This window comes from Roseovarius sp. MMSF_3359, from assembly GCF_030733385.1.
GTDB lineage: Bacteria > Pseudomonadota > Alphaproteobacteria > Rhodobacterales > Rhodobacteraceae > Roseovarius.
This window is the reverse complement of the sequence record NZ_JASHJC010000012.1, coordinates 56189-77163: the sequence shown is the minus strand read 5'-3', so window position 1 is coordinate 77163 and position 20975 is coordinate 56189. Positions and strand designations below refer to the sequence as shown.

The 20975-nt window shown below is 61.6% G+C and carries 20 protein-coding genes; 7 read left to right on the top strand and 13 right to left on the bottom strand.

The window, feature by feature from the left end; genetic code table 11:
• The first annotated feature begins 11 nt into the window (after positions 1-11).
• The 6 genes from RBB29_RS16730 (at position 12) to pdeM (ending at position 6694) form a co-directional block, all read left to right on the top strand.
• The gene (locus RBB29_RS16730) at positions 12-560 is read left to right on the top strand and encodes a tetratricopeptide repeat protein (RefSeq protein WP_306115456.1); all 549 of its coding nucleotides are present in this window, start codon (positions 12-14) and stop codon (positions 558-560) included.
• A 30-nt stretch (positions 561-590) separates the two neighbouring features.
• Positions 591-1448 (top strand): lipopolysaccharide assembly protein LapB, encoded by an 858-nt coding sequence (locus RBB29_RS16725; RefSeq protein WP_306115455.1) that lies wholly within the window; start codon positions 591-593, stop codon positions 1446-1448.
• Between the two features lie 17 nt (positions 1449-1465).
• The gene (locus RBB29_RS16720) at positions 1466-1966 is read left to right on the top strand and encodes a prepilin peptidase (protein ID WP_306115454.1); all 501 of its coding nucleotides are present in this window, start codon (positions 1466-1468) and stop codon (positions 1964-1966) included.
• Positions 1967-2125: 159 nt separating this feature from the next.
• Entirely contained in the window at positions 2126-3436 is a 1311-nt protein-coding gene (locus RBB29_RS16715) for an ATPase (protein ID WP_306115453.1), read from the top strand.
• Positions 3437-3573: 137 nt separating this feature from the next.
• Positions 3574-5982 (top strand): ligase-associated DNA damage response DEXH box helicase, encoded by a 2409-nt coding sequence (locus RBB29_RS16710; protein ID WP_306115452.1) that lies wholly within the window; start codon positions 3574-3576, stop codon positions 5980-5982.
• Between the two features lie 40 nt (positions 5983-6022).
• Positions 6023-6694 (top strand): ligase-associated DNA damage response endonuclease PdeM, encoded by a 672-nt coding sequence (gene pdeM / locus RBB29_RS16705; RefSeq protein WP_306115451.1) that lies wholly within the window; start codon positions 6023-6025, stop codon positions 6692-6694.
• Here the strand turns inward: pdeM and RBB29_RS16700 are convergent.
• Positions 6691-7503, bottom strand: a complete 813-nt coding sequence (locus tag RBB29_RS16700) for a LytTR family DNA-binding domain-containing protein (protein ID WP_306121186.1) — start codon at positions 7501-7503, stop codon at positions 6691-6693. The two genes, pdeM and RBB29_RS16700, sit on opposite strands and share 4 nt — an antisense overlap.
• 132 nt (positions 7504-7635) lie before the next feature.
• Here RBB29_RS16700 and RBB29_RS16695 point away from each other — a divergent pair, with 132 nt between their 5' ends.
• The gene (locus RBB29_RS16695) at positions 7636-8058 is read left to right on the top strand and encodes a PaaI family thioesterase (protein ID WP_306115449.1); all 423 of its coding nucleotides are present in this window, start codon (positions 7636-7638) and stop codon (positions 8056-8058) included.
• A 58-nt stretch (positions 8059-8116) separates the two neighbouring features.
• Here RBB29_RS16695 and folD read toward each other — a convergent pair whose 3' ends face one another.
• From folD to tolQ, 12 genes are all read right to left on the bottom strand, one after another.
• Positions 8117-9007, bottom strand: a complete 891-nt coding sequence (gene folD, locus RBB29_RS16690; protein WP_306115448.1) for a bifunctional methylenetetrahydrofolate dehydrogenase/methenyltetrahydrofolate cyclohydrolase FolD — start codon at positions 9005-9007, stop codon at positions 8117-8119.
• A gap of 85 nt (positions 9008-9092) precedes the next feature.
• The gene (locus RBB29_RS16685) at positions 9093-10769 is read right to left on the bottom strand and encodes a formate--tetrahydrofolate ligase (protein ID WP_306115447.1); all 1677 of its coding nucleotides are present in this window, start codon (positions 10767-10769) and stop codon (positions 9093-9095) included.
• A 180-nt stretch (positions 10770-10949) separates the two neighbouring features.
• Entirely contained in the window at positions 10950-11555 is a 606-nt protein-coding gene (locus RBB29_RS16680) for an MOSC domain-containing protein (protein WP_306115446.1), read from the bottom strand.
• A gap of 216 nt (positions 11556-11771) precedes the next feature.
• Positions 11772-12452 (bottom strand): methyltransferase domain-containing protein, encoded by a 681-nt coding sequence (locus RBB29_RS16675; RefSeq protein ID WP_306115526.1) that lies wholly within the window; start codon positions 12450-12452, stop codon positions 11772-11774.
• A 101-nt stretch (positions 12453-12553) separates the two neighbouring features.
• The gene (gene ftsH / locus RBB29_RS16670; RefSeq protein WP_306115445.1) at positions 12554-14470 is read right to left on the bottom strand and encodes an ATP-dependent zinc metalloprotease FtsH; all 1917 of its coding nucleotides are present in this window, start codon (positions 14468-14470) and stop codon (positions 12554-12556) included.
• A 101-nt stretch (positions 14471-14571) separates the two neighbouring features.
• Complete coding sequence (gene tilS, locus RBB29_RS16665) at positions 14572-15831, bottom strand: tRNA lysidine(34) synthetase TilS (protein ID WP_306115444.1); 1260 nt, start codon at positions 15829-15831, stop codon at positions 14572-14574.
• Entirely contained in the window at positions 15828-16670 is an 843-nt protein-coding gene (ybgF, locus tag RBB29_RS16660) for a tol-pal system protein YbgF (protein WP_306115443.1), read from the bottom strand. Before ybgF ends, tilS begins: the two co-directional genes overlap by 4 nt.
• Before the next feature lie 13 nt (positions 16671-16683).
• A complete protein-coding gene (gene pal / locus RBB29_RS16655; RefSeq protein WP_306115525.1) occupies positions 16684-17199 on the bottom strand; it encodes a peptidoglycan-associated lipoprotein Pal in 516 nt (171 codons plus the stop codon).
• A gap of 80 nt (positions 17200-17279) precedes the next feature.
• The gene (tolB, locus tag RBB29_RS16650) at positions 17280-18617 is read right to left on the bottom strand and encodes a Tol-Pal system beta propeller repeat protein TolB (RefSeq protein ID WP_371931518.1); all 1338 of its coding nucleotides are present in this window, start codon (positions 18615-18617) and stop codon (positions 17280-17282) included.
• On the bottom strand, positions 18614-19735 hold the full coding sequence (locus RBB29_RS16645; protein ID WP_306115442.1) for an energy transducer TonB: 1122 nt from the start codon (positions 19733-19735) through the stop codon (positions 18614-18616). The genes tolB and RBB29_RS16645 overlap by 4 nt, the downstream gene beginning before the upstream one ends.
• Positions 19736-19747: 12 nt before the next feature.
• Complete coding sequence (tolR, locus tag RBB29_RS16640; RefSeq protein WP_306115441.1) at positions 19748-20221, bottom strand: protein TolR; 474 nt, start codon at positions 20219-20221, stop codon at positions 19748-19750.
• Between the two features lie 3 nt (positions 20222-20224).
• Positions 20225-20920: a protein TolQ gene (tolQ, locus tag RBB29_RS16635; protein WP_306115440.1), complete on the bottom strand. Its 696-nt coding sequence runs from the start codon at positions 20918-20920 to the stop codon at positions 20225-20227.
• Between the last annotated feature and the right edge of the window lie 55 nt (positions 20921-20975).

Below are 20975 nucleotides of genomic sequence, written 5' to 3'. Positions count from 1 at the left end.
AACGAGGCAAGATGAAGCAAGCGGGGGCGCTTCTGGTTGTATTTCTGGCCCTGGCTGCGTGCAGTCAGGGTCCTTCTGCTGACAATCCCTACGCCCCCGGCCTGAAGAAAAACGGCGAAGCCGTCGACGGCTTGGTCGTGGGCAACCGCCTGATGGCGGCAGGCGAATATGACCTTGCACTCGAAGCCTTCTCGCGCGCTGCCCTGACCCACGGCATGTCCGCCGATGTGCTGGCCGGGCTCGGCACCGCCAATCTCGGCCTCGGCCGTCTTGGACAATCCGAAGAACTGCTGCGGCAGGCGCTTGAACTTGATGGAAAATCCCCGGAAATCTGGAACAATCTGGGTGTAGTCCTCATCGAACAGGGTAAAAATGCCGAAGCCGAACAATTTTTCAGGCGCGCCTATGCGCTCGACAATGGCGAAAGTGACTCAATTCGTGATAATTTGCGCTTAGCACTCGCAAAATTGGAAAATTCCGATTATGGTGAGGCACAAGAACAAGATTATAAAGTGGTACGGCGTGGTAGCGGCGAGTTCGTGATACGCAAGATACCATGATCGAGGCAGAGGCAGTAAAAGGACGCAAAAATGCGCCACCCTATTTTCCTTACTTTGTGCGTGACAAGCGCAATCGCGTTGTCGGCCTGTGAAAAGAAATCCGCTCAGGATGTCGACCGGGCGTTTCAGGACGTCAATGTCATCGACGAAAGCAACCTGAACGACGTGATGCTAACATCCGCGGACCCGAATGAAGCGGTCGCGTATTTCCAACGCGCAACCGGCGGCAATCCGGATCGTATCGACCTGCAACGCGGGCTGGCCAAATCGCTGGTGCGAGCCAAACGCAGTACCGAGGCTGTCGCGGCCTGGAAAAAGGTCACGGCGCACAAGAAGGCGACCGATGACGACCGTGTTGATCTTGCCGATGCCCTGATCCGCAACAATGAATGGAAGAAGGCCGACGAGCTTCTGGATAGTATTCCGCCGACCTTCGAAACATTCAAACGCTACCGTCTCGAGGCGATGATTGCCGACAGCAACCAGGAATGGGAAAAAGCCGACAGTTTCTATGAGATCGCCGTTGGCCTGACCACCCGCCCTGCCGGAGTCATGAACAACTGGGGCTATTCCAAGCTGACCCGCGGGGACTATCCCGCCGCCGAACGGCTGTTTTCCGACGCTATCCGGCAGGACCGCACGCTCTTTACCGCCAAGAACAACCTGATCCTGGCGCGGGGTGCGCAAGGCAATTATGCGCTGCCGGTGATCGAGACAACGCAAGTCGAGCGCGCTCAATTGCTCTATACGCTGGGGCTTTCGGCGGTCAAACGCGGCGATACGCGGATTGGCAAAGGCCTTCTGCGCGATGCGATCGACACTCATCCGCAGCACTTCGAAGCCGCGGTACGCAGCTTGCGAGCACTTGAAGACAACGTCGAAAGCTAATCGGACGGACCGCACCCATGCCGCTGCACATCACCTCCGCCGAGGCATTGTGGTTCCTGCCTTTCGTGCTCCCGATCTGTATCTGGGTGGCGATGAGCGACCTGCGCAGCATGAAGATCCGCAACAAGGCCGTCTTGGCCCTCGCCGCGATCTTCTTGGTGATCGGCCTGATCGCACTGCCCTTCCCGGAATATCCATGGCGCCTGGCGACAATGGTCATCGTCCTTTTGCTTGGCATCGTGCTGAATGCGGGCGGGCTTGTGGGTGCAGGTGATGCGAAATTCGTGGCCGCCGCCGCGCCGTTCGTCGATCCCGGAGATACATTGATCCTTGGCATGATCTTCGCCGCCAACCTTCTGGCCGCCTTCACGGCCCACCGGATCGCCAAATATACGCCCCTGCGCAACCTTGCACCCGATTGGGAAAGCTGGTCGCGCGGGAAAAAATTCCCGATGGGTTTTTCTCTGGGCAGCACATTGGCGCTTTATCTAGTTTTGGGCGTAATATACGGAAGTTAAATCATAATTTCCGATCCACGCTAGATCCTCACCCGCCAAATAAGCGCGGCTCTGCCGCATGATCTCCACAATTTCTGCACCTTTCCCCGGCATAGTTGGTCCCGTGTTCGCGCGATGTGCGGGCACGCCATTCGTGTAACCAAGTGCGGGCTAAAACAAATGAACATGCAAGTGACCCCGGGTGTGCAACCACCGCCCCCCCCTGTCAGCCTCGATGACATGCGGCTGCCCATCGTCATGATGCGCGATATCCTGATCAAGACCATGTTCCGCAAGAACATTGATCTGGTGTCGGAACTTGCACAAGCGATCGCCCTGCCTCGCGCTGTTACGCAGGAACTGGTGGATCAGGCACGCGCCCAGAAACTGCTTGAGGCGACCGGTACGCTGAACGCCAATAGCGGCAACGAAATGGGCTATCAGCTAACCGATGCCGGTAAGGCCCGCGCGCTCGATGCCCTGGCACAGTCGGAGTACTTTGGCGCCATGCCGGTCCCACTCGAGGTCTACCGCGAGCAGGTTAAGCGCCAATCGATCCGCAACATTCAAATCACCCGCGATCAACTAACCAGCGCGATGGGTCACCTGATCCTGCCCAGTGAGCTTCTCGATCATCTCGGGCCGGCCGTCGGTGCCGGGCGCTCGATCCTGATGTATGGACCGCCGGGTAACGGTAAATCCAGTATTTCCAACGGCATCCGCGATGCGATGGGCGACAAGATCTATGTCCCCCGCGCCATCGAATACTCCGGTCAGGTCATTACCGTTTACGACCCGATCGTGCATTCGAAGGCCGAAGAAGAGGTCGACGATCCGAATTCGCTGCGCCGCAAGCGCACCTTTGATGCCCGTTATGTCAAATGCGAACGCCCGACCGTTATCACCGGCGGTGAACTCAGCCTCGACATGCTCGACCTGGTCTACAACCCGACGGCGCGGACCTATCAGGCGCCGCTGCAGTTGAAATCGACCGGTGGCATCTTCATCGTGGACGACCTTGGCCGTCAGGCCGAACCGCCGCAGGCACTGGTCAACCGCTGGATCGTACCGCTGGAGGAAAGCAAGGACATCCTTGCGCTGCAATCCGGTGAGAAATTCGAAGTGCCGTTCGACACGCTGGTGATCTTCTCGACCAACTTCCACCCCAACGAGATCTTCGATAACGCGGCACTGCGCCGGATCTTCTTCAAGATCAAGATCGACGGCCCGGATCAGGCGGATTTCCTCAAGATCTTCGCGATGGTTGCGAAGAAACGGAAGATGCCCCTGGACGAAGCCGCGCTGGTGCATTTGCTCAAGGTGAAATACCCGACCATCAAAAACGTCTATGCCAACTATCAGCCGATCTTCCTCATCGACCAGATGATCTCGATCTGCGAATTCGAGGGCATTCCCTACCAGATGACCCCCGATCTGATCGACCGCGCCTGGGCGAACATGTTCGTCAAACAGGAAAAGATCGTACACTAAAGCGTGCCGTTCTTCGGCTGAGACGTCCGAGGGGGGCGGTTTCCGTGATCGAGGAGCTGGTGAGAGCCGGAGACAAGTAAGATCACGTAACGCCAAAGCTGCTTTCCTTCGACATGCCGGCATCCTACCTTGTCGGCATGTCCACCCTCCCCCCGCTCTTTCAGGATTGGTTTACCAGACGTGGCTGGTCGGCGCATCCGCATCAGCTCGACATGCTGGCGCGCGCGGAAGATCCCGCGCTCTTGCTCATCGCGCCAACGGGCGGCGGCAAGACAATGGCCGGTTTTCTGCCCACCCTGGTTGACCTCGCGGCGGGGGCGCATGACGGGTTGCATACGCTCTACATCTCGCCGCTCAAGGCTCTGGCCGCGGATATCAAACGCAATCTGCGCACGCCCGTGCAGGACATGAAGCTGCCCATTCGGATCGAAGACCGCACGGGCGATACGTCCGCAACCGCGCGGAAGCGTCAGCGCGCCGACCCACCCCATATCCTTCTGACCACGCCGGAAAGCCTCGCCTTATTAACATCTTACGAGGACGCGCCGCGCATGTTCGCGGGTCTCAAACGGGTCGTGATAGATGAAATCCACGCCTTGGCAGAATCGAAGCGCGGCGATCAGTTGATGCTGGCGCTCACCCGGCTGCAGGAGATCTGTCCGGGCCTGCGGCGTGTCGGTCTATCGGCAACCGTCGAAGATCCTGACGCGATTGCACGCTATCTGGCGCGCCACCCGGATCCCTGCGACATCCTGATTGCGGATCCCGGGCCCGATCCGGACATCGCGATGCTCCAAACCACGGAACCGCCTCCCTGGGCAGGGGGCGGCGCGGCCTATGCCATCCCCGCGGTCATGGACCAGATACGCCAACACACCACCACGCTGATCTTTCACAACACCCGCGCGCAGGCCGAGATTTTCTTTCACAATCTCTGGCTCGCCAATGCCGACGCCCTGCCCATCGGCATCCATCACGGCAGCCTCGACCGTCAGCAGCGCGAGCGCGTCGAAGCGGCCATGCAACGCGGCGAATTGCGCGCCATCGTCTGCACTGGAAGCCTCGATCTGGGCATCGACTGGGGGGACGTGGACCTGGTCATCCAGGTCGGCGCGCCCAAGAACGTCAAACGCCTGGTGCAGCGGATCGGACGCGCCAATCACCGCTACAATGCCCCCTCCAAGGCCCTTCTGGTCCCCGCCAACCGTTTCGAAGTCGTCGAATGCCACGCCGCGCTGGAGGCGGCGAAAGAACACGACCTTGACGGTGCACCGCGCGGCCCCGGCCCCCGCGACGTCCTCTGTCAACATATCCTGATCCGGGCCTGCGCGGGGCCTTTCGATGCCTCGAAGCTGTACCAACAAATCATCACCGCCGGGGCCTATGCCGGTCTGACCCGTGCCGAATTCGACGATTGCCTCGATTTCTGCGCGACCGGGGGCTATGCGCTGCGGGCCTATGACCAGTGGCAGCGCCTGCTGCAGCGGCCCGACGGGCATTGGCAATTGCGCGATCCTCGCGCGGCACGGCTGATCCGGATGAACATCGGCACAATCCAGGACAGCGACAAGCTCAAGGTCCGATTGCAACGCGCACGGGGTGGCAAACCGCTTGGAGAGGTCGAGGAAGGCTTTGCCGCGTCCCTGACCCCGGGCGATACATTCCTGATCGGCGGTCAGATCGTGCGCTATGAAAACCTGCGCGAAATGACGGTTGAGGTCAGCCGCGACCGGGGGCGCAAACCCAAGGTGGCGGTTTTTTCCGGCACGAAATTCGCCACCTCCACGCAACTCAGCCATCGCATCCTAAGGCTTTTTGCGCAGGAAGATTGGCCCGACCTACCCCAGCACACCGCCGATTGGCTGGACCTGCAAAGGCAAATGTCGGAACTGCCACAGGAAGGACGGTTGCTCATCGAGAGTTTCCCCCATGAGGGGCGCGAACATGTCTGCATATACGGCTTCGCGGGCCGCAACGCACAGCAGACACTTGGCCTGATCCTGTCGAAACGGATGGAAGAGCTGGGGCTCGATCCGCTGGGGTTCGTATCGACCGACTATGCCACGCTGATCTGGGGGTTGGAGCCGCTGACCGATGCGGCCCCCCTCTTTACCCGCGATGCGCTGCGCCAGGGGTTGGAGAGCTGGCTGACGGGCAACACCTTGATGAAACGGACATTTCGTGCGTCGGCGACCATCGCCGGGCTGATCACGCGCAACACGCCGCAGGCGCGGAAATCCGGAAGGCAGGCGACATTTTCCTCCGACATTCTCTATGACACGCTGGTCAAATACGACCCCGATCACCTGCTCCTTGACATCACCCGCGAAGAGGCAATGCGGGGGCTGATCGACTTCGGGCGGATCGAAGAGATGATTGCCCGGGTCGAGGGGCGGATCGACCTGCACCGCCTGCCCCGGGTAACGCCCCTGGCCGCGCCGCTCTTTCTGGAGGCGGGGCGGACACCGGTGGATGGTGCCGCGCAGGAAAGGCTCCTGCAGGAAGAAACCGATCGGTTGATGGAAGCGGCGGGTTTGTCGAACTAGGTCTTGTCAACACGTGCCGCTCGCGCCAAAAGAACGGACCATGAACGGATTTGATTTCGAATTTGGCGGCGCGGCGCTGACCGCTCTGGGCTCTGGGGCGCTTTACTGGGCGGCGCAGAACCTGATCTGCGTCTCCGATCTGCATCTGGGAAAATCCGAAAGGCGCGCCCGTCTGGGCGAGGCCCCGCTCCCCCCGTACGAGACGCGCGATACGCTGTCGCGGCTGGAAGCCGACCTCCGGACGACGAGCGCCACGGTGGTCATTTGCCTGGGCGACAGCTTTGATGATCCAGCGGCGGCGGACGCCCTGCCGGAAGCGGAAAAACTCTGGATCACGGCGCTGCAAGCCGGGCGTCAGTGGATCTGGATCGAGGGCAACCATGACCCCGGCCCCGTCGATCTCGGCGGCAGCCACAGGGCCGAGTACTCGTATGATCCATTGATCTTTCGTCACATCGCGGACCCGGATGAAAATCACGAGATATCAGGGCATTACCACCCAAAAACGACGCTCAACACCGGCCACCGCACGATTACCCGCCCGTCCTTCCTGATCGACGCTAACCGGATCATTCTCCCCGCTTATGGCACCTACACCGGCGGGTTGCGCAGCCATGATGCCACCCTGCAGTCGCTGATGCGGTCCGATGCGCTGGCTGTCCTGACGGGGCCGACGCCGCGGCCATTGCCGCTTCGGAGCGTGCGGGATTAAACCATGCCCGCCTCTTCGAGGTTGACACGATACTTGCGGCTCACCGGGATGCGATCCTCATTGGAAAGAACGACAAAGAGCTTGGACGAATTCTGCCGGACAACGCGCTCAATCGCGCCATGCGCCACCCAGTGAGAGCGGTGCACGCAATATCCCTCGACGGGTTCCATCTCGGCGATGGCATCGACCAGGCGCATGCGCAATGTCGTTGTCCCATGGCTCGTCACCACGTCGACCACGTGATCATTGGCGGATAGGCGCAGAATATCGCCCTGCATTTCCGGGGCCAGTCGGCGCAAAAGGCGCGGCGCTGGCAAGGGTTGCTCCGGCGGCTTTTCCGCGGGCGCCGGTTCCGCGAGGGGATCGATCGCCCGGACACCGGCCCGCGGGACCAATCTTCGCCCAATGACAACCGTCGCCGTACACATCATCACATACCCGGCAAATGTCAGCATGGGCTGCATTCCAAGCACCGCGGAAGGGCTCAACGCCCGCGTTATCACCCACACGACCGGCGCAAAGCAGAGAGTCACGAGTGCGACGGTAACAAGGTCAAGCAACACCTGTCGTTTTGTCCCAATCAGCGCCAGACTGACCGCCCGCAGCGCATACCCGAAGACCACAGCAAGGCTGACCACCAGTGTCCAGTAAGCCGCCCGCCCGGGCCAGGTCATGTTGCCATATGTGTCGAATGGCCCGGCAATCACCCCGCCCAGAATGGCCGTGATCCAGAAAAATAGCGTAAGTCGGGAAAAAACCGTCCGAAAAACCTCCCGGAAGCTAACTTCTATTCTTGAACTCAATGGCATTCGTTACTTCTGCTCACCCCTTTTACGTGTACTAACACGCTTTTTTCCCGTTAACCAACTATTCACACATCCAACAAGTCTCCTTACTATCCAATGGGATAGGCAGTGTAGGAAATGGGAAACACATCTCCAATGTCCCCGGAAAAGGCACAGCACATCCGCGAGAGTTTTGCCGCGCAGAGCATGATGGCGACCATCGGCGCAGAACTTTCGACAATCGAAGGCGGATCGGTCACGATCCGGGCGCCGATCCTGGCCGGCAGCCGACAGCAGCACGGTTTCGCCCATGCGGGACTGACCTTCAGCATCGGCGACAGCGCCGCCGGCTACGCCGCGCTGTCGGTGATGCCCGATGGTTACGAAGTGCTTACCACCGAGATGAAGATCAACCTGCTCGCTCCGGCGCAAGGTGAGCTGCTCATCGCGCGCGGCAAGGTCATCAAACCTGGGCGCCGCCTGGTGATCGTCCAAGCCGATGTCTATGCACTGAATGACGGGCGCGAGACCCACATTGCCCTGCTCACCGGCACCATGATGCCCATCGCGCCGGAATAGAGAAGCCCCGGAACACGCATCCCGGGGCCTTAGAATAACGCTTATGATGTCTTGGCCGTCAGGCAGTCAGCCCTTCGGGCTCCGAAAGGCCATTGGCCCGACAGCAGGCCGTCACCGTATTGGCCAGCAGACAGGCGATGGTCATCGGCCCAACGCCACCCGGGACCGGCGTAATCGCCCCGGCAACGTCCTTCGCGCTGGCAAAATCGACATCCCCCACCAGGACGTTCTTGCCATCCCGCTCGATCCGGTTGATGCCCACGTCGATCACTGTCGCCCCCGGCTTGATCCAGTCACCCGGGACCATCTCGGGACGCCCAACAGCGGCCACGACGATATCGGCACGGCGCACAACATCGGCCAGGTCCTTGGTGCGGCTATGGGCAATCGTCACGGTGCAGCTATCGCCCAGCAATAGTTGCGCCATCGGCTTGCCGACGATGTTCGACCGCCCGATGACAACCGCATCCAGCCCGCTCAGCGATCCATGATGGTCGCGCAACATCATCAGGCTGCCCAGCGGCGTGCAGGGCACCATAGACTTCTGCCCGGTGCCCAGCAGACCCACATTCGAAATGTGGAACCCATCGACATCCTTCTCCGGCGCGATCGAGTTGATCACCAGATCTTCGTTCAGATGCTTAGGAAGCGGCAATTGCACAAGGATACCATGGACTTCCGGGTCGTTATTCAACTGCTCTACCAGGGCCAGAAGATCCGCCTCCGACGTATCCGCATCCAGCTTGTGCTCAAAGGAGTTCATGCCGACTTCGACGGTCTGCTTGCCCTTGGAACGGACATAAACCTGGCTGGCGGGATCTTCGCCCACCAACACCACGGCAAGGCCCGGCGTGATCCCGTTTTCTTCCTTCAAACGGGTCACATGGCCCGCAACCTTCTCACGTACGCTGGCGGCAAATGCCTTGCCATCAATGATCTGCGCCGTCATTCCATCATCCTTTTACTGCACATCTCTACGGGATGGCGGGCGGGGCGATGGGCCGCAAGGCCCGAGCGTCGCCCCGCCATCCAACTCAGAACAGACCTTCGATCTGCCCGCCTTCATTGAGGTGAATATTCTCCGCCGCCGGCGTGCGCGGCAGCCCCGGCATGGTCATGATCTCACCGCAGACCACCACGACAAACCCCGCCCCAGCGCTCAGGCGCACTTCACGGATCGGCACCGAATGGCCCGTCGGTGCGCCGCGCAGGTTGGGATCGGTCGAGAAGCTATACTGCGTCTTAGCCATACAGATCGGAAGGTTGCCGTACCCCTGCTCTTCCCAGAGCTTGAGCTGATCGCGGATCTTCTTGTCGGCCAGAACTTCATCGGCACGATAGATCGACTTGGCGATCCGGTTGATCTTGTCCAGAAGCGGCATGTCATCACCATAGATCGGGGAAAACTGGCTCACGCCGCTATCGGCCACCTCGGCCACCCGCTGCGCCAGCGCCTCGGCCCCTTCGCCGCCCAACTCCCAGTGGCGGCTGACAATCGCTTCCGACCCCTGGCTTTGCGCATATTCCTGCACCGCGGCCACTTCCGCATCGGTGTCGGTCACGAAATGGTTCACCGCCACGACAACCGGTACACCGAACGATTTGAGGTTGCCGATGTGACGACCCAGGTTGGCACAACCGGCCTTGACCGCGTCCACATTCTCCTCGCCCAAATCGGCCTTGGCCACGCCACCATTCATCTTCATCGCCCGCACCGTGGCCACCAGCACCACGCAATCGGGCGCAAGACCCGCCTTGCGGCATTTGATATTCATGAACTTCTCAGCGCCCAGGTCAGCCCCGAAACCGGCCTCGGTCACCACGTAATCCGCGATCTTGAGCGCCGTCGTCGTGGCCGTGACCGAGTTACAGCCATGGGCGATGTTGGCGAAAGGTCCGCCATGCACAAAGGCCGGGTTGTTTTCCAGCGTCTGCACCAGGTTCGGCTGCATCGCATCCTTCAACAAAACGGTCATTGCGCCTTCTGCCTTGATATCACGGCAGAAAACCGGGCTGCGGTCGCGACGATAGGCCACGATCATGTCACCGAGGCGTTTTTCGAGATCGGCCAGGTCCTTCGCAAGACACAAGATCGCCATGACCTCCGAGGCCACAGTGATGTCAAACCCGCCTTCACGCGGGAAGCCGTTGGCCACACCACCCAGCGAGACGTTGATCTGCCGCAATGCGCGGTCATTCATGTCCACGACCCGGCGCCATTGCACCCGGCGCACGTCGATCTCAAGCTCATTGCCCCAGTAAATGTGGTTGTCGATCATCGCCGACAGAAGCGAGTGCGCCGAGGTGATCGCGTGAAAATCGCCAGTGAAGTGAAGGTTCATATCCTCCATCGGCACAACCTGCGCATAACCACCCCCGGCAGCGCCACCCTTCATGCCGAAGTTCGGGCCAAGCGACGCCTCCCGGATACAGATCATCGCCTTCTTGCCGATCCGGTTCAAACCATCGCCCAGACCCACGGTTGTCGTGGTCTTGCCCTCGCCCGCAGGCGTCGGGTTGATCGCGGTGACCAGGATGAGCTTGCCGGATTTGTTGCCCTGAACAGAGTTGATATAGTCCTGGCTCACCTTCGCCTTGTCATGGCCGTAAGGCAGCAGGTGCTCGGTAGGAATACCCAGCTTGTCGCCGATCTCCTGGATCGGTTTCTTCTTCGCTTCGCGTGCGATCTCGATGTCGGATTTGTAGCTCATAATTGGTCCTCGTTTGGGCAGCCGGGCTGGCGTGTCAGTCCGGGTTTACCGAGTCTTCCATCGTATACAGAATGCAAATCCGACATATCCCACCGCTCTTGCGTCGGCAACCATCGCAAATGTTTCTTTTCGGAAACACCACAGCCCTGAATTTACAGGGGCAATCCAGAACCGCGCGCCTTACTCGGCGGCCTGCGCCTGATCCTGAAAATGCGCCCAGGCGCGTTGATCCGGGATGTGCAGACGCAGCACGTCGCCAACACGCAACGGCCCTTCCCGCTCCACCCAGGCCGTGACTCCGCGACGCCCCTCGGCAGCAGGCTTGAACGCCTTGCCATGGCCGGGCCGGTCCTTTTCAATCTCCTTGCCCGGATAGATGCAGGGCCGGTTCTGCATGTCGATCACCAGCGCCGTGCCATCCGCATTCTGCAGCCGTGATGACGGCGGCACATGGCTGAAATCCGGAATGCCTTCGATCACGATCGACGCGCCCAGCCATTCCGGTGCCAAGGCCTCGACACCAATCTCTGCGGCAATGGCCGCCATTTCTTCGGCCGAGACGATTGAAAACTGCCGGACATTGCGGATCTCCGTCCCCGTCGGGTACTGATCGCGAACCCGCGTACAAGCAGGCCGCGTCAGCCCCGCATGAACCTCACCTTCCACCCCGGCATAGCTTGCATGAACGGCCTCAAGCGGCACCGAACGAATGCCCTCTCCGCCCTTCTCGACCCGTCCAAGCCAGGTAATCCTTGCGGTAAACTCCGTCGGCATCAATGCGGGCATGGCTCTCTCCTATCGGTCATCACCGAGCACCTTAGCGGCACCGGTCACGGCGTCAAATGACCAATCGTGACCTGCCCATCACGGTCCCTGATAAAGCGCGACCTCATCCACCAGGCGCCCGGGGTTTGGGTCAGCGCCCCAATGCCCGCGCGGCACCGCGCAAAACTGCATTTTGTGCGCGAGAGCACACACCGCTTTGCAACGGTTGCGCAGGTTTCAGACAGTAAGGGTGAAAAACATCCGGCGGAACGGGAAGAGGACAGAGCCATCCTTGCGCACCGGATAGGCCGCGTGCATCACCTCTTCATACCGTGCGATAATCTCGGCCTTCTCCTCGACGCTCAACGCCTCAAGGACCGGTCGCGCATAGGTACTCTCGGTAAAACGACGCACCGGATGGCTGCCTTCTTCCGCGCCAAGCCGTTGGAAATACTCGGTTTCCCAGAGGCGGAACTGCCCCATCGGCGCAAGCAACTCTTCATATTTCACTGGCGCCATGACGCCCGGGGTTCCCATCTTCTCGACGCGGTCGGGATACATCTCCTCGGCCAGCGACAACCAGACGCGATGCGACGGTGACTTGTTCTGATGCGGCATCTGCACCGCCAGCGTCCCGCCCTTGCCCAGCATCCGCGCCAGGCGTGGCAGCAATTGCTCGTGCCCGCCAACCCAATGCAACGCCGCATTGGAAAAGATCAGGCCCGGCGCAGTGCGCGGGTGCCAGTCGCGGATATCCGCCTGCTGGACATTCGTGTAACCTTTGGACTGCCGCGCCTTGGTCAGCATCGCAGGCGACGCATCGACGCCCACAACCTGTCGCCCCGCGGCCCGCGCCGACAGTGCCTCGCCCAAGGCGCCATTACCGCAACCGAGGTCGATCACATCGCCTGCGCCCATGCGCCCGACGGCATTCAGCAAATCCAATCCCGGCCGCAGCCGCAGATCGTGAAACCGGGCATAGGCGCCCGGGTTCCAGTCGGTGGATCTTGCCGTACCGCTCACGTCGAGGGCTCGGGCTCCAGCCCGCCGTCGCCGCGGCGCTTGGGCTTGGTCTTGGGAATGGCGGTCACCGAAGGTGCCGTGCCGTCATCTGCCGGGCCTTCTTCGTCATCATCGGCCTCGGGCGGTTCACCCTTGATCACGCGCACGATCTGCTCGCCGGTCAGGGTCTCGTACTCCAAAAGGCCCTTGGCCAGACGCTCCCATTCTTCCTTCTTGTCGGTCAGGATCTTGTAGGCGCGTTCATAAGCCTCGTCGATCAGGCGCTTTACCTCGTCCTCGATCAACTCCTTGGTCGCCGCCGAGATCGAGAAACCACCGGCCGCATTGCCCATGTATCCCTCATGGGCTTGTTCGTAATCGACATTGCCGACCTTGTCGGACATGCCCCAGCGGAGCACCATCGCCCGCGCCAGGCCGCTGGCCTGCTGGATATCACCCGCGGGACCGTTCGACACGTCGTCGGGGCCATATTTGATGATTTCCGCGGCCTTCCCGGCCATGGTCATCGCCAATTTCTCTTCACATTCAGATTTGTGCCAGTTCAGCCGGTCGATCTCGGGCAGGCTCACCACCATCCCCAGGGCACCACCGCGCGGAATGATCGTGGCCTTGTAAACCGGATCGCATTTCGGCAACTCAAGCCCGACAACCGCATGGCCCGCCTCGTGATAAGCGGTCTTTTCCTTCTGATCGTCGGTCAGGACCATGGACCGGCGCTCGGCCCCCATCATCACCTTGTCCTTGGCATTCTCGAAATCTTCCATGGTCACGAAACGGCGCCCCACCCGTGCGGCGGTCAGCGCCGCCTCGTTCACCAGGTTGGCCAGATCGGCGCCGGAGAACCCGGGCGTCCCGCGCGCGATGATCCGCAAATCCACATCCGGGCCAAGCGGCGTCTTGCGCGCATGTACGGCCAGGATCTTCTCGCGACCCTTGATATCGGGGTTCGGCACTGTGACCTGGCGGTCAAACCGGCCCGGACGCAGCAGCGCGGGGTCGAGCACGTCTTTGCGGTTGGTCGCCGCGATGATGATCACGCCCTCATTGGCCTCGAACCCATCCATCTCGACCAGCAACTGGTTCAATGTCTGTTCGCGCTCGTCATTGCCGCCGCCATATCCGGCACCACGGTGACGGCCCACGGCGTCGATCTCGTCAATAAAGACGATACAGGGCGCGTTTTTCTTGGCCTGCTCGAACATGTCGCGCACACGGCTTGCGCCCACACCCACAAACATCTCGACAAAATCAGAACCCGAGATTGTGAAGAAGGGCACGCCCGCCTCACCCGCGATCGCGCGCGCCAGAAGCGTCTTACCGGTACCCGGAGGGCCGACAAGCAGCGCGCCTTTGGGGATTTGCCCGCCCAGACGCGAGAATTTCTGCGGATGGCGCAGGAACTCAACGATCTCCTGCAGCTCTTCCTTGGCCTCGTCGATGCCCGCCACGTCGTCAAAGGTCACGCGACCCTGCTTTTCGGTCAGCATCTTGGCCTTGGATTTGCCAAAGCCCATGGCGCCACCTTTGCCGCCGCCCTGCATCCGGTTCATGAAGTAGATCCAGACGCCGATCAGCAGCGCAAAGGGCAACAGCGACAGAAGGAAGGTCTGGAAGCCCGATTGCTCCTGACTTTCGGCCGTCACGGGGATGCCTTTTTCGATCAGGAGAGGCGTGACCTCGGCATCCTGCGGCTTGACCGTGATGTACTCCTTGCCGTCGGAATCGCGGAACCGAATGTTTTCGCCATCAAGCGTGACCTGGCTGACATTGCCGCCTTCAAGCGCGGTGATGAATTCGGAATACTTCATCGACTTGCTTTGCAGCGTATTGCCCGACCCGCTGAACAGGTTGAACAGCGCCAGGATCAGCAGGAACAAGACAAGCCAAAAGGCGATATTTCTCGCGTTGCCCAAGGAAACTCTCCTATGAAATCGGTCAGACCCGTTTCTAACACAGGGCCTGCCTGTCTTAAATAGAGATCATCTGTGCTTCTTCAACGATAATCTGTGGCAAATCATTGCGATAATAATGAGGCAAAGAAGTCTTCTTCGTCGCGCACTAGGTCAATCTGCCATCCAGCGCCGAACGAGGCCAGCGGTGCTGCGATCAACTCGTCGCCCTGCCAGACCGCAGGCCCCGAATGCTGTGACGCTTCGGGCAGCCCGCTCGTGCGCCACTCCGGGCAATGGCGCAGACCCTCAGGGCCAAGGGCGCGGATTTCCAGCGCATCGCCGTTAACCAGCCCGGTCAGGCGCCAACGATTGTCCCAGACCTCCCCTACCGGCGCCCGCATGTTGGCAACGGCACTATATTCACGCACGACCCGCAACTGATGCGGCTCGACCATCACGCGGCAGCCCTGCAGGGTCATGCCGGTACCGCCCCGGATTGATTCCATCAAGAGGTCAATCGCGCGTCCACGCGGAGCATATTCCGCGCTTCCGATCCACATCACGATGGATTGCAACAGCCGCCTCTTGACCTCGTTCTGCAAGGTCCGGAACTCCTTGCGGGCGATCAGGAGGTCACCGGCTTCAAAGCTCACCATCTCCCGCGCAGCCAGGAAAACATACCAGTAGAGCGTCTTGCGCACCTCTTCCATGTGATGCGCGACAGTGGTCAGCGTGTTTGCCGTGATCCCCATCGGCGCCATCTCCGCCAGCAGCTTGCGCGCACGCACCCTTGCATAGGCGGTGTCGCTGTTCGTCGGATCATCGATCCAGATCACATTCCGTTCCCGCAAGACATTGCGCAATTCTTCGCGGGTCGTACGCAAGGCGGGGCGGCAGAAAATCGTGCGGCCATGACGCCGCGATGACGACATGGCCGACAACCCGTCCACCCCCGCTTCGCGGGACAGCCGCATCAGGAATGTCTCGGCCTGATCGTCGGCGGTATGGCCCAGGACAACATGCGTGATCCCCTGTGCCTGCGCCCAATCGGCCATCAACCGGTAACGGGCGCGGCGTGCCTGATCCTGCAGGTTGCCGTGGCCGTCCCACCCCTCCCACTTCAGACAGGTATGGCTGATGCCGAGCTTTTCGGCATGGGCGGCGACGGTGCGCGCCTCCTCTGCCGCTTCCGGGCGGAGCCCGTGATCCACCGTTACCGCGTGAAGCCGGGGGCCGCCATCGCGCGCCCAATCGTGCAGCACATGCATCAAACCCATCGAATCGCTGCCCCCGGACACGGCAATGCCCAGATCCGTCGGCGCGCGCGGCAGGAAATGCCCGGCGATCCGGTCCCGCAGCAACGCGATTCGGTCAGTGTTCACTGGCAGCCCAGTTGGGACATTTTCGTCTGGGCCTGCCCTGCGGCAGGGTTTTGCGGGAACCGCACACCAACTTCACCCAACGTCACACATGCCTGGTCCGTCTGGCCCAACTGCCCCAGGATATCACCGACCCGGTACAGCGCCTCGGGGGCGGCGGGGCCGGTTTCATTCGTACTGAAAAGATCGAGGTAAACCCGACCTGCCTGTTTCAGATCACCGGATTTGGCCAGCGCCTCGCCACGCAAAAGACCCGCCCGGTCGGTCAACGGACCACCAGGATAGGCCTGCTGAAAGGCTTGGAACTTCCCGGCGGCCTCCGCATAGTTGCCCGCGGTCATCGCAGCCTCGGCGGCATCGAAATCGGCTTTCTCGCTGACCGCCAGTTCGGGGCCATCGTCGCCGGATCCTTCATCCGCAGGTGCCACCCCCGCATCGGTGCCGGTATTGGTGGCCGGTGCCACACCACCAAGGGTGCTGCCGGTCTCCAATGTCGAGATATCGCAGCCGCTCTCAAGTTCGCACAGGCGAAATTCCAGATCGCCGACCCTATTGGTGCCATCGGTCACCACCCGGTCGATGCGAAACTCAAGCTCTTCGGTCTTGGAGGTCAGCCGCTGCAACTCTGCCTCGATCGCGCCCAGCCGGTCCAGCGCAGAGCCACCGACAGTGACATCGCCACTGGCGCCGGTCGTGCTCAACTCGCGCTTAAGGCGCTGAAGTTCAACGTAAAGAATGGAAAGCTCCTGGCGGATATCCGCCAGGGTTTCGTCACTCTGCGCCCATCCCCCGGCAGGAGACACCACGGCCACCAAGGCCAGAACGGCAACAAATCGGCGCATGGGGAACCTCCGCTCAGCTTACCGGCGTAACCGATACCACGGTCACCGCCCGGCGGTTCTTGGCATAACATGCCTCTTCACTGCAGATCTCGATGGGACGTTCCTTGCCGTAGCTGACCACCTTCAGGCGGTTTGGCGCCACGCCGCGGCTTACCAGGTATTCCTGCACCGCGTTCGACCGGCGCGCGCCAAGGCCGACGTTGTATTCGCGCGTGCCCTGCTCATCCGCATGACCTTCGATCACCGCGTTGAACTCGGGGTTCGCCATCAGCCATTGCGCCTGCCCGTCCAGCGTGGTTTGCGCCTCGGGCGACAGGTTCGACTGGTCCACGAGGAACAGCACCCGGTCCCCAACGGTCTGCTGGAAGTAAAGCGGCGATTTCGGGTCCTGCGCGCTGCCCGGCGCATAGGCGCCGCTGCCCGCACCGCCTGCGCCCGCGCCACCGGCACCGCCGAGACGGTCCGGGTTGCTACAGGCCGCAAGCGCGAGCCCCGCGCATAGGATTACTGTCTTGCTCAGATAGGTCATAGGTTTGCCCCGCTCTTTATGTTTCATTGCCCTGCCTCTTGTTATCACAGCCGGTCAGCCATGAGAATTGGCGTAATCACCTATTGTTGCAGTGGTGACCACGCCGGATCGCTGGCCCCGGTGCCGGTCTGCACCGGTTTCAGGTTTCGGCCACTGATATCGACGGAATAGAGGCTCGCCTTGCCGGAGGCGCCCTGGGTCTCGCGGGTGAACATGATGACCCGCCCGTTGGGCGACCATGTCGGCCCTTCATCCAGGAACGACGCCGTCAAGAGCCGCTCTTCGCTGCCATCAAGCCGCATCACACCGATGTGGAACCGCCCCTTCGACTGCTTGGTGAACGCCACCAGGTCGCCGCGCGGCGACCACACCGGCGTGCCATAACGCCCCTGCCCGAAACTGATCCGCCGTGCCTCACCCCCGCCGGATGGCATGACGTATAGCTGCGGCGATCCCGACCGGTCGCTTTCAAACACGATCTGGCTGCCATCGGGGCTGAAACTCGGCGCGGTTTCAATCGACGGTGCGCTGGTCAGGCGGTTGCTCGCGCCGGTTGCGATATTCATGCTGAAAAGATCGGTATTGCCGCCCTGGGCTTGCGAATAAACCACCGTCTGACCATCGGGGCCAAACCGCGGTGCAAAACTCATGGTGCCGGCCTGCGTCGGCAGAACCCGCCGGGTGACGCTGCCGATGTTGAGCTCATAGATGCGCGGCTCGCCGGTTTCATAGCTCGTGTAGAGGATGCGATCCCCCTTGGGCGAGAACCGCGGGGCGAGGACAATCGACGAACTGTCGGTGAGATATTTCACGTTCGCCCCGTCGTAATCCATGATCGCCAGGCGTTTGGCCCGCTGATCCTTGGGGCCGGTTTCCGCAACGAAGACCACGCGGCTGTCGAAATACCCGCCCTCGCCGGTGATCCGGCTATAGACTTGGTCGGCCACTTTGTGGGCCATGCGCCGCCAGCCGTCCTGCGTCCCTGTGAGTTGCAACCCCTGGCCCAGTTCCTGCCCGGCAAAAACATCATAGACCCGGAACTGAACAACCAGCCGCCCGTTGCCATCCACGCTCACCGCGCCGGTAATCAGTGCCTGTGCATTGATCGCCTTCCAGTCCGCATATTGCACCGGGCTGGCGAAACTGGTGATCTGGCTGATGAATGCATCCTTGGGCAGTTCCCGGAAAAGTCCCGTACCGCTCAGATCCGCCGCGATCACCCGCGAAATGTTCCGCCCAAGCTCCGCCGCCGCATCCGTGTCGGCCACGAAATCCGGCACCGCGTAGGGCAAGGGTTCGATCACACCTTCGTCGATCTCGATCCGCAGCGGTCCGGGGCTTTGCGCCACCACCGGAGTTGTCACAGATGCCGCCAATAGCGTCGCGGCCGTCAGGAGGGTCAGGAATTGTCTCATCATTTGATCCTCATTTTCTCCGGATTAAATGTCATCTCAATATCGCGCCAGTGATCGTACTTGTCGCGGGGAAGATCGAAACCTTTTGCCCCGCAGCGCAAAACCGCCCGTCTGGCAGCCTCGTAGGCCTTGCTGACCGCACCGCCCGATCCGCCCGTGGCGCTGAGTTGCTGGATCGAGGTCGGTTTTCCATCCGCATCCAGCGTCACACCCACCACGACGGTGACCTGCAAGGCATCGGTGCTCAGGCTGCCCACATTCCAGCATTGCTTGACCGCCACGCGCAGCGCGTCCTTCTCTCCGCGGGTAAGCGGTGGACCACTGGGCGTCGATGTCTCTGTTTCCGAAGCTCCGCCGCCGCCAAGCGCCTCGGCCAGTGCATCGTTCACCGCGCTCTCGTCGGTCTGCGTCTCGGTCTCAGCCGGTTCCTGCGGTTGCGCCGTTTCAACGGGCTCGGGCTCTGCCGGGCGTTCGGGCCGGGTCTGCGGACGCAGGGACTTGCTCGGCGCGGCCTGGGCCGGTTCTTCGGCCTCGGTCACGATCTCGGTCGTGGCTTCTTCGGGCGCGGTGGCGTCGGTCTCTTCGCGGGGCGTCTCGGCGGCCTCGTCCGGCACGGTCTCGGGTTGCACGATATCGTCGATCTGCGCGTCCGGCTCCGGCTGCGCCACCGGCTCGGGCGCGACGCGGTCCGCCTCGCGCGGCTGCGCTTCGGGGGCGACCTCGGGTGCGAGGACGGCCACATCTTCTGATGGCGGCGTGATCTCGGGTGGCTCATCGCTCACTTCGGCATCTGCCGGGGGCATGACTTCGGTGACCTCGGGGCGTTCGTCCGGCGGCGGCGTTGCCGCCACATCGGGTTGCGCCACCTCCGGCTGCACATCCGTGCCCGAGCCGAGATCCGGGGCGCTGTCGTCGATGTCAGGTGCCTCTGGGCTGGTGACATCCACCGCCGTTTCGGGCGCTGACTGCGGGGCCACGAGGGCTGCGTATTCGTCGCCGGAAATTGCCGTCACCTCGGTCACCTCGAATGGCAAGGGTTCGGACTTGAAGACGCCACCAAACAGCGCCCAGCCGATCAGGGCCAGATGCCCTGCCCCGGATATGATCTGACCGGTATTCATCCCGGGCCGCCGTCAGCCGCCCTGGCCGTCAAGCGTCGGACCGCCGGTATCGGTGACCAGGCCAATATCGCTGAACCCGCCGCGATTGAGCGCACCCATCACTTGCACGACATCCGCGTAAGGCACCGCCCCATCGGCGCGCAGGTAAACCCGCGCACTGTCGCGCTCCGCCGCAATGGCCTGGAGCTTGGGGACCAACTCGTCACGCACCACCTCGGTTGTCTGGATCATCACGACACCCTCGGCGGTCACCGTCACGGTCAGCGGCTCTTCCTGCTCGCCCGGCAAGGCCGCAGCGGCCGTTTTCGGCAATTCCACCGGCACGCCCACGGTCATCAGCGGGGCCGCCACCATGAAGATGATCAAGAGCACCAGCATCACATCGACAAAGGGCGTGACGTTGATCTCGGCCATCGGGCGCGAGCGCCCCCGACCGCGTCGCCTGCGCCCGCCATCGCCGGCCTTCTGAATGACACCACCACCCATGGCCTAGCTGTCCAACTGACGGCTGAGGATGGTGGCGAACTCGTCGGCAAAGGCCTCATAACTTGCGACGATGCGGTCACTATCCGCACTCAGCTTGTTGTAGAAAATCACCGCCGGGATCGCCGCCAGCAGGCCAAGTCCGGTCGCCAGAAGCGCCTCGGCAATCCCCGGTGCCACCACCGCCAGGTTGGTGTTTTGCTGCTCAGCGATCTCGATAAAGGCGTTCATGATGCCCCAGACCGTGCCGAAAAGCCCGACAAAGGGCGCCGTGGAGCCAACGGTGGCCAGGACCTGCAAGCCATGCTGCAGGCTCTCGCTCTCCTTGGCGATGGCCACATCCATGCTGCGGTCGATCCGCGCGGTCGCGCCCGCGATCAGCCCGCCATCATTGCGATGGGAGCGGCGCCATTCCATCATGCCCGCCGCAAAGATCTTTTCCGATTGTCCCGTCGGGTCCGGTCCGATCTCTTCGAAAAGCTGGTCCAGAGGCTCCCCCGACCAGAACCGGCGGTCGAAAACATCCGCCTCACGGCGCGCCTTGCGATAGGTGATCCACTTCTGGATGATGATCGACCAGGCCCAGAACGAGGCCACGATCAGCATCAACATCACGACTTTCACGATAAAGGTTGCGCGTGCGAATAGCGCCCACATGGAGAAATCAATCTCCTGTGCCATTGCCAGGGTTTCTGCTTCCATCTGCCTGCTCTTTTTTGACGGCCCGGTTTGTTCCGGCCTTATTGAGGGTCACGCT

Coding starts and splice junctions, on each gene's coding strand:
- tolR (WP_306115441.1), bottom strand. CDS start 20,221: ATGGGTGGTGGTGTCATTCAGAAGGCCGGCGATGGCGGGCGCAGGCGA.
- RBB29_RS16720 (WP_306115454.1), top strand. CDS start 1,466: ATGCCGCTGCACATCACCTCCGCCGAGGCATTGTGGTTCCTGCCTTTC.
- RBB29_RS16715 (WP_306115453.1), top strand. CDS start 2,126: ATGAACATGCAAGTGACCCCGGGTGTGCAACCACCGCCCCCCCCTGTC.
- RBB29_RS16695 (WP_306115449.1), top strand. CDS start 7,636: ATGTCCCCGGAAAAGGCACAGCACATCCGCGAGAGTTTTGCCGCGCAG.
- RBB29_RS16730 (WP_306115456.1), top strand. CDS start 12: ATGAAGCAAGCGGGGGCGCTTCTGGTTGTATTTCTGGCCCTGGCTGCG.
- RBB29_RS16725 (WP_306115455.1), top strand. CDS start 591: ATGCGCCACCCTATTTTCCTTACTTTGTGCGTGACAAGCGCAATCGCG.
- ybgF (WP_306115443.1), bottom strand. CDS start 16,670: ATGCGCCGATTTGTTGCCGTTCTGGCCTTGGTGGCCGTGGTGTCTCCT.
- RBB29_RS16710 (WP_306115452.1), top strand. CDS start 3,574: ATGTCCACCCTCCCCCCGCTCTTTCAGGATTGGTTTACCAGACGTGGC.
- RBB29_RS16700 (WP_306121186.1), bottom strand. CDS start 7,503: ATGCCATTGAGTTCAAGAATAGAAGTTAGCTTCCGGGAGGTTTTTCGG.
- tolQ (WP_306115440.1), bottom strand. CDS start 20,920: ATGGAAGCAGAAACCCTGGCAATGGCACAGGAGATTGATTTCTCCATG.
- RBB29_RS16675 (WP_306115526.1), bottom strand. CDS start 12,452: ATGGGCGCAGGCGATGTGATCGACCTCGGTTGCGGTAATGGCGCCTTG.
- RBB29_RS16685 (WP_306115447.1), bottom strand. CDS start 10,769: ATGAGCTACAAATCCGACATCGAGATCGCACGCGAAGCGAAGAAGAAA.
- RBB29_RS16680 (WP_306115446.1), bottom strand. CDS start 11,555: ATGCCCGCATTGATGCCGACGGAGTTTACCGCAAGGATTACCTGGCTT.
- pdeM (WP_306115451.1), top strand. CDS start 6,023: ATGAACGGATTTGATTTCGAATTTGGCGGCGCGGCGCTGACCGCTCTG.
- RBB29_RS16645 (WP_306115442.1), bottom strand. CDS start 19,735: ATGAATACCGGTCAGATCATATCCGGGGCAGGGCATCTGGCCCTGATC.
- pal (WP_306115525.1), bottom strand. CDS start 17,199: ATGACCTATCTGAGCAAGACAGTAATCCTATGCGCGGGGCTCGCGCTT.
- folD (WP_306115448.1), bottom strand. CDS start 9,007: ATGACGGCGCAGATCATTGATGGCAAGGCATTTGCCGCCAGCGTACGT.
- tolB (WP_371931518.1), bottom strand. CDS start 18,617: ATGATGAGACAATTCCTGACCCTCCTGACGGCCGCGACGCTATTGGCG.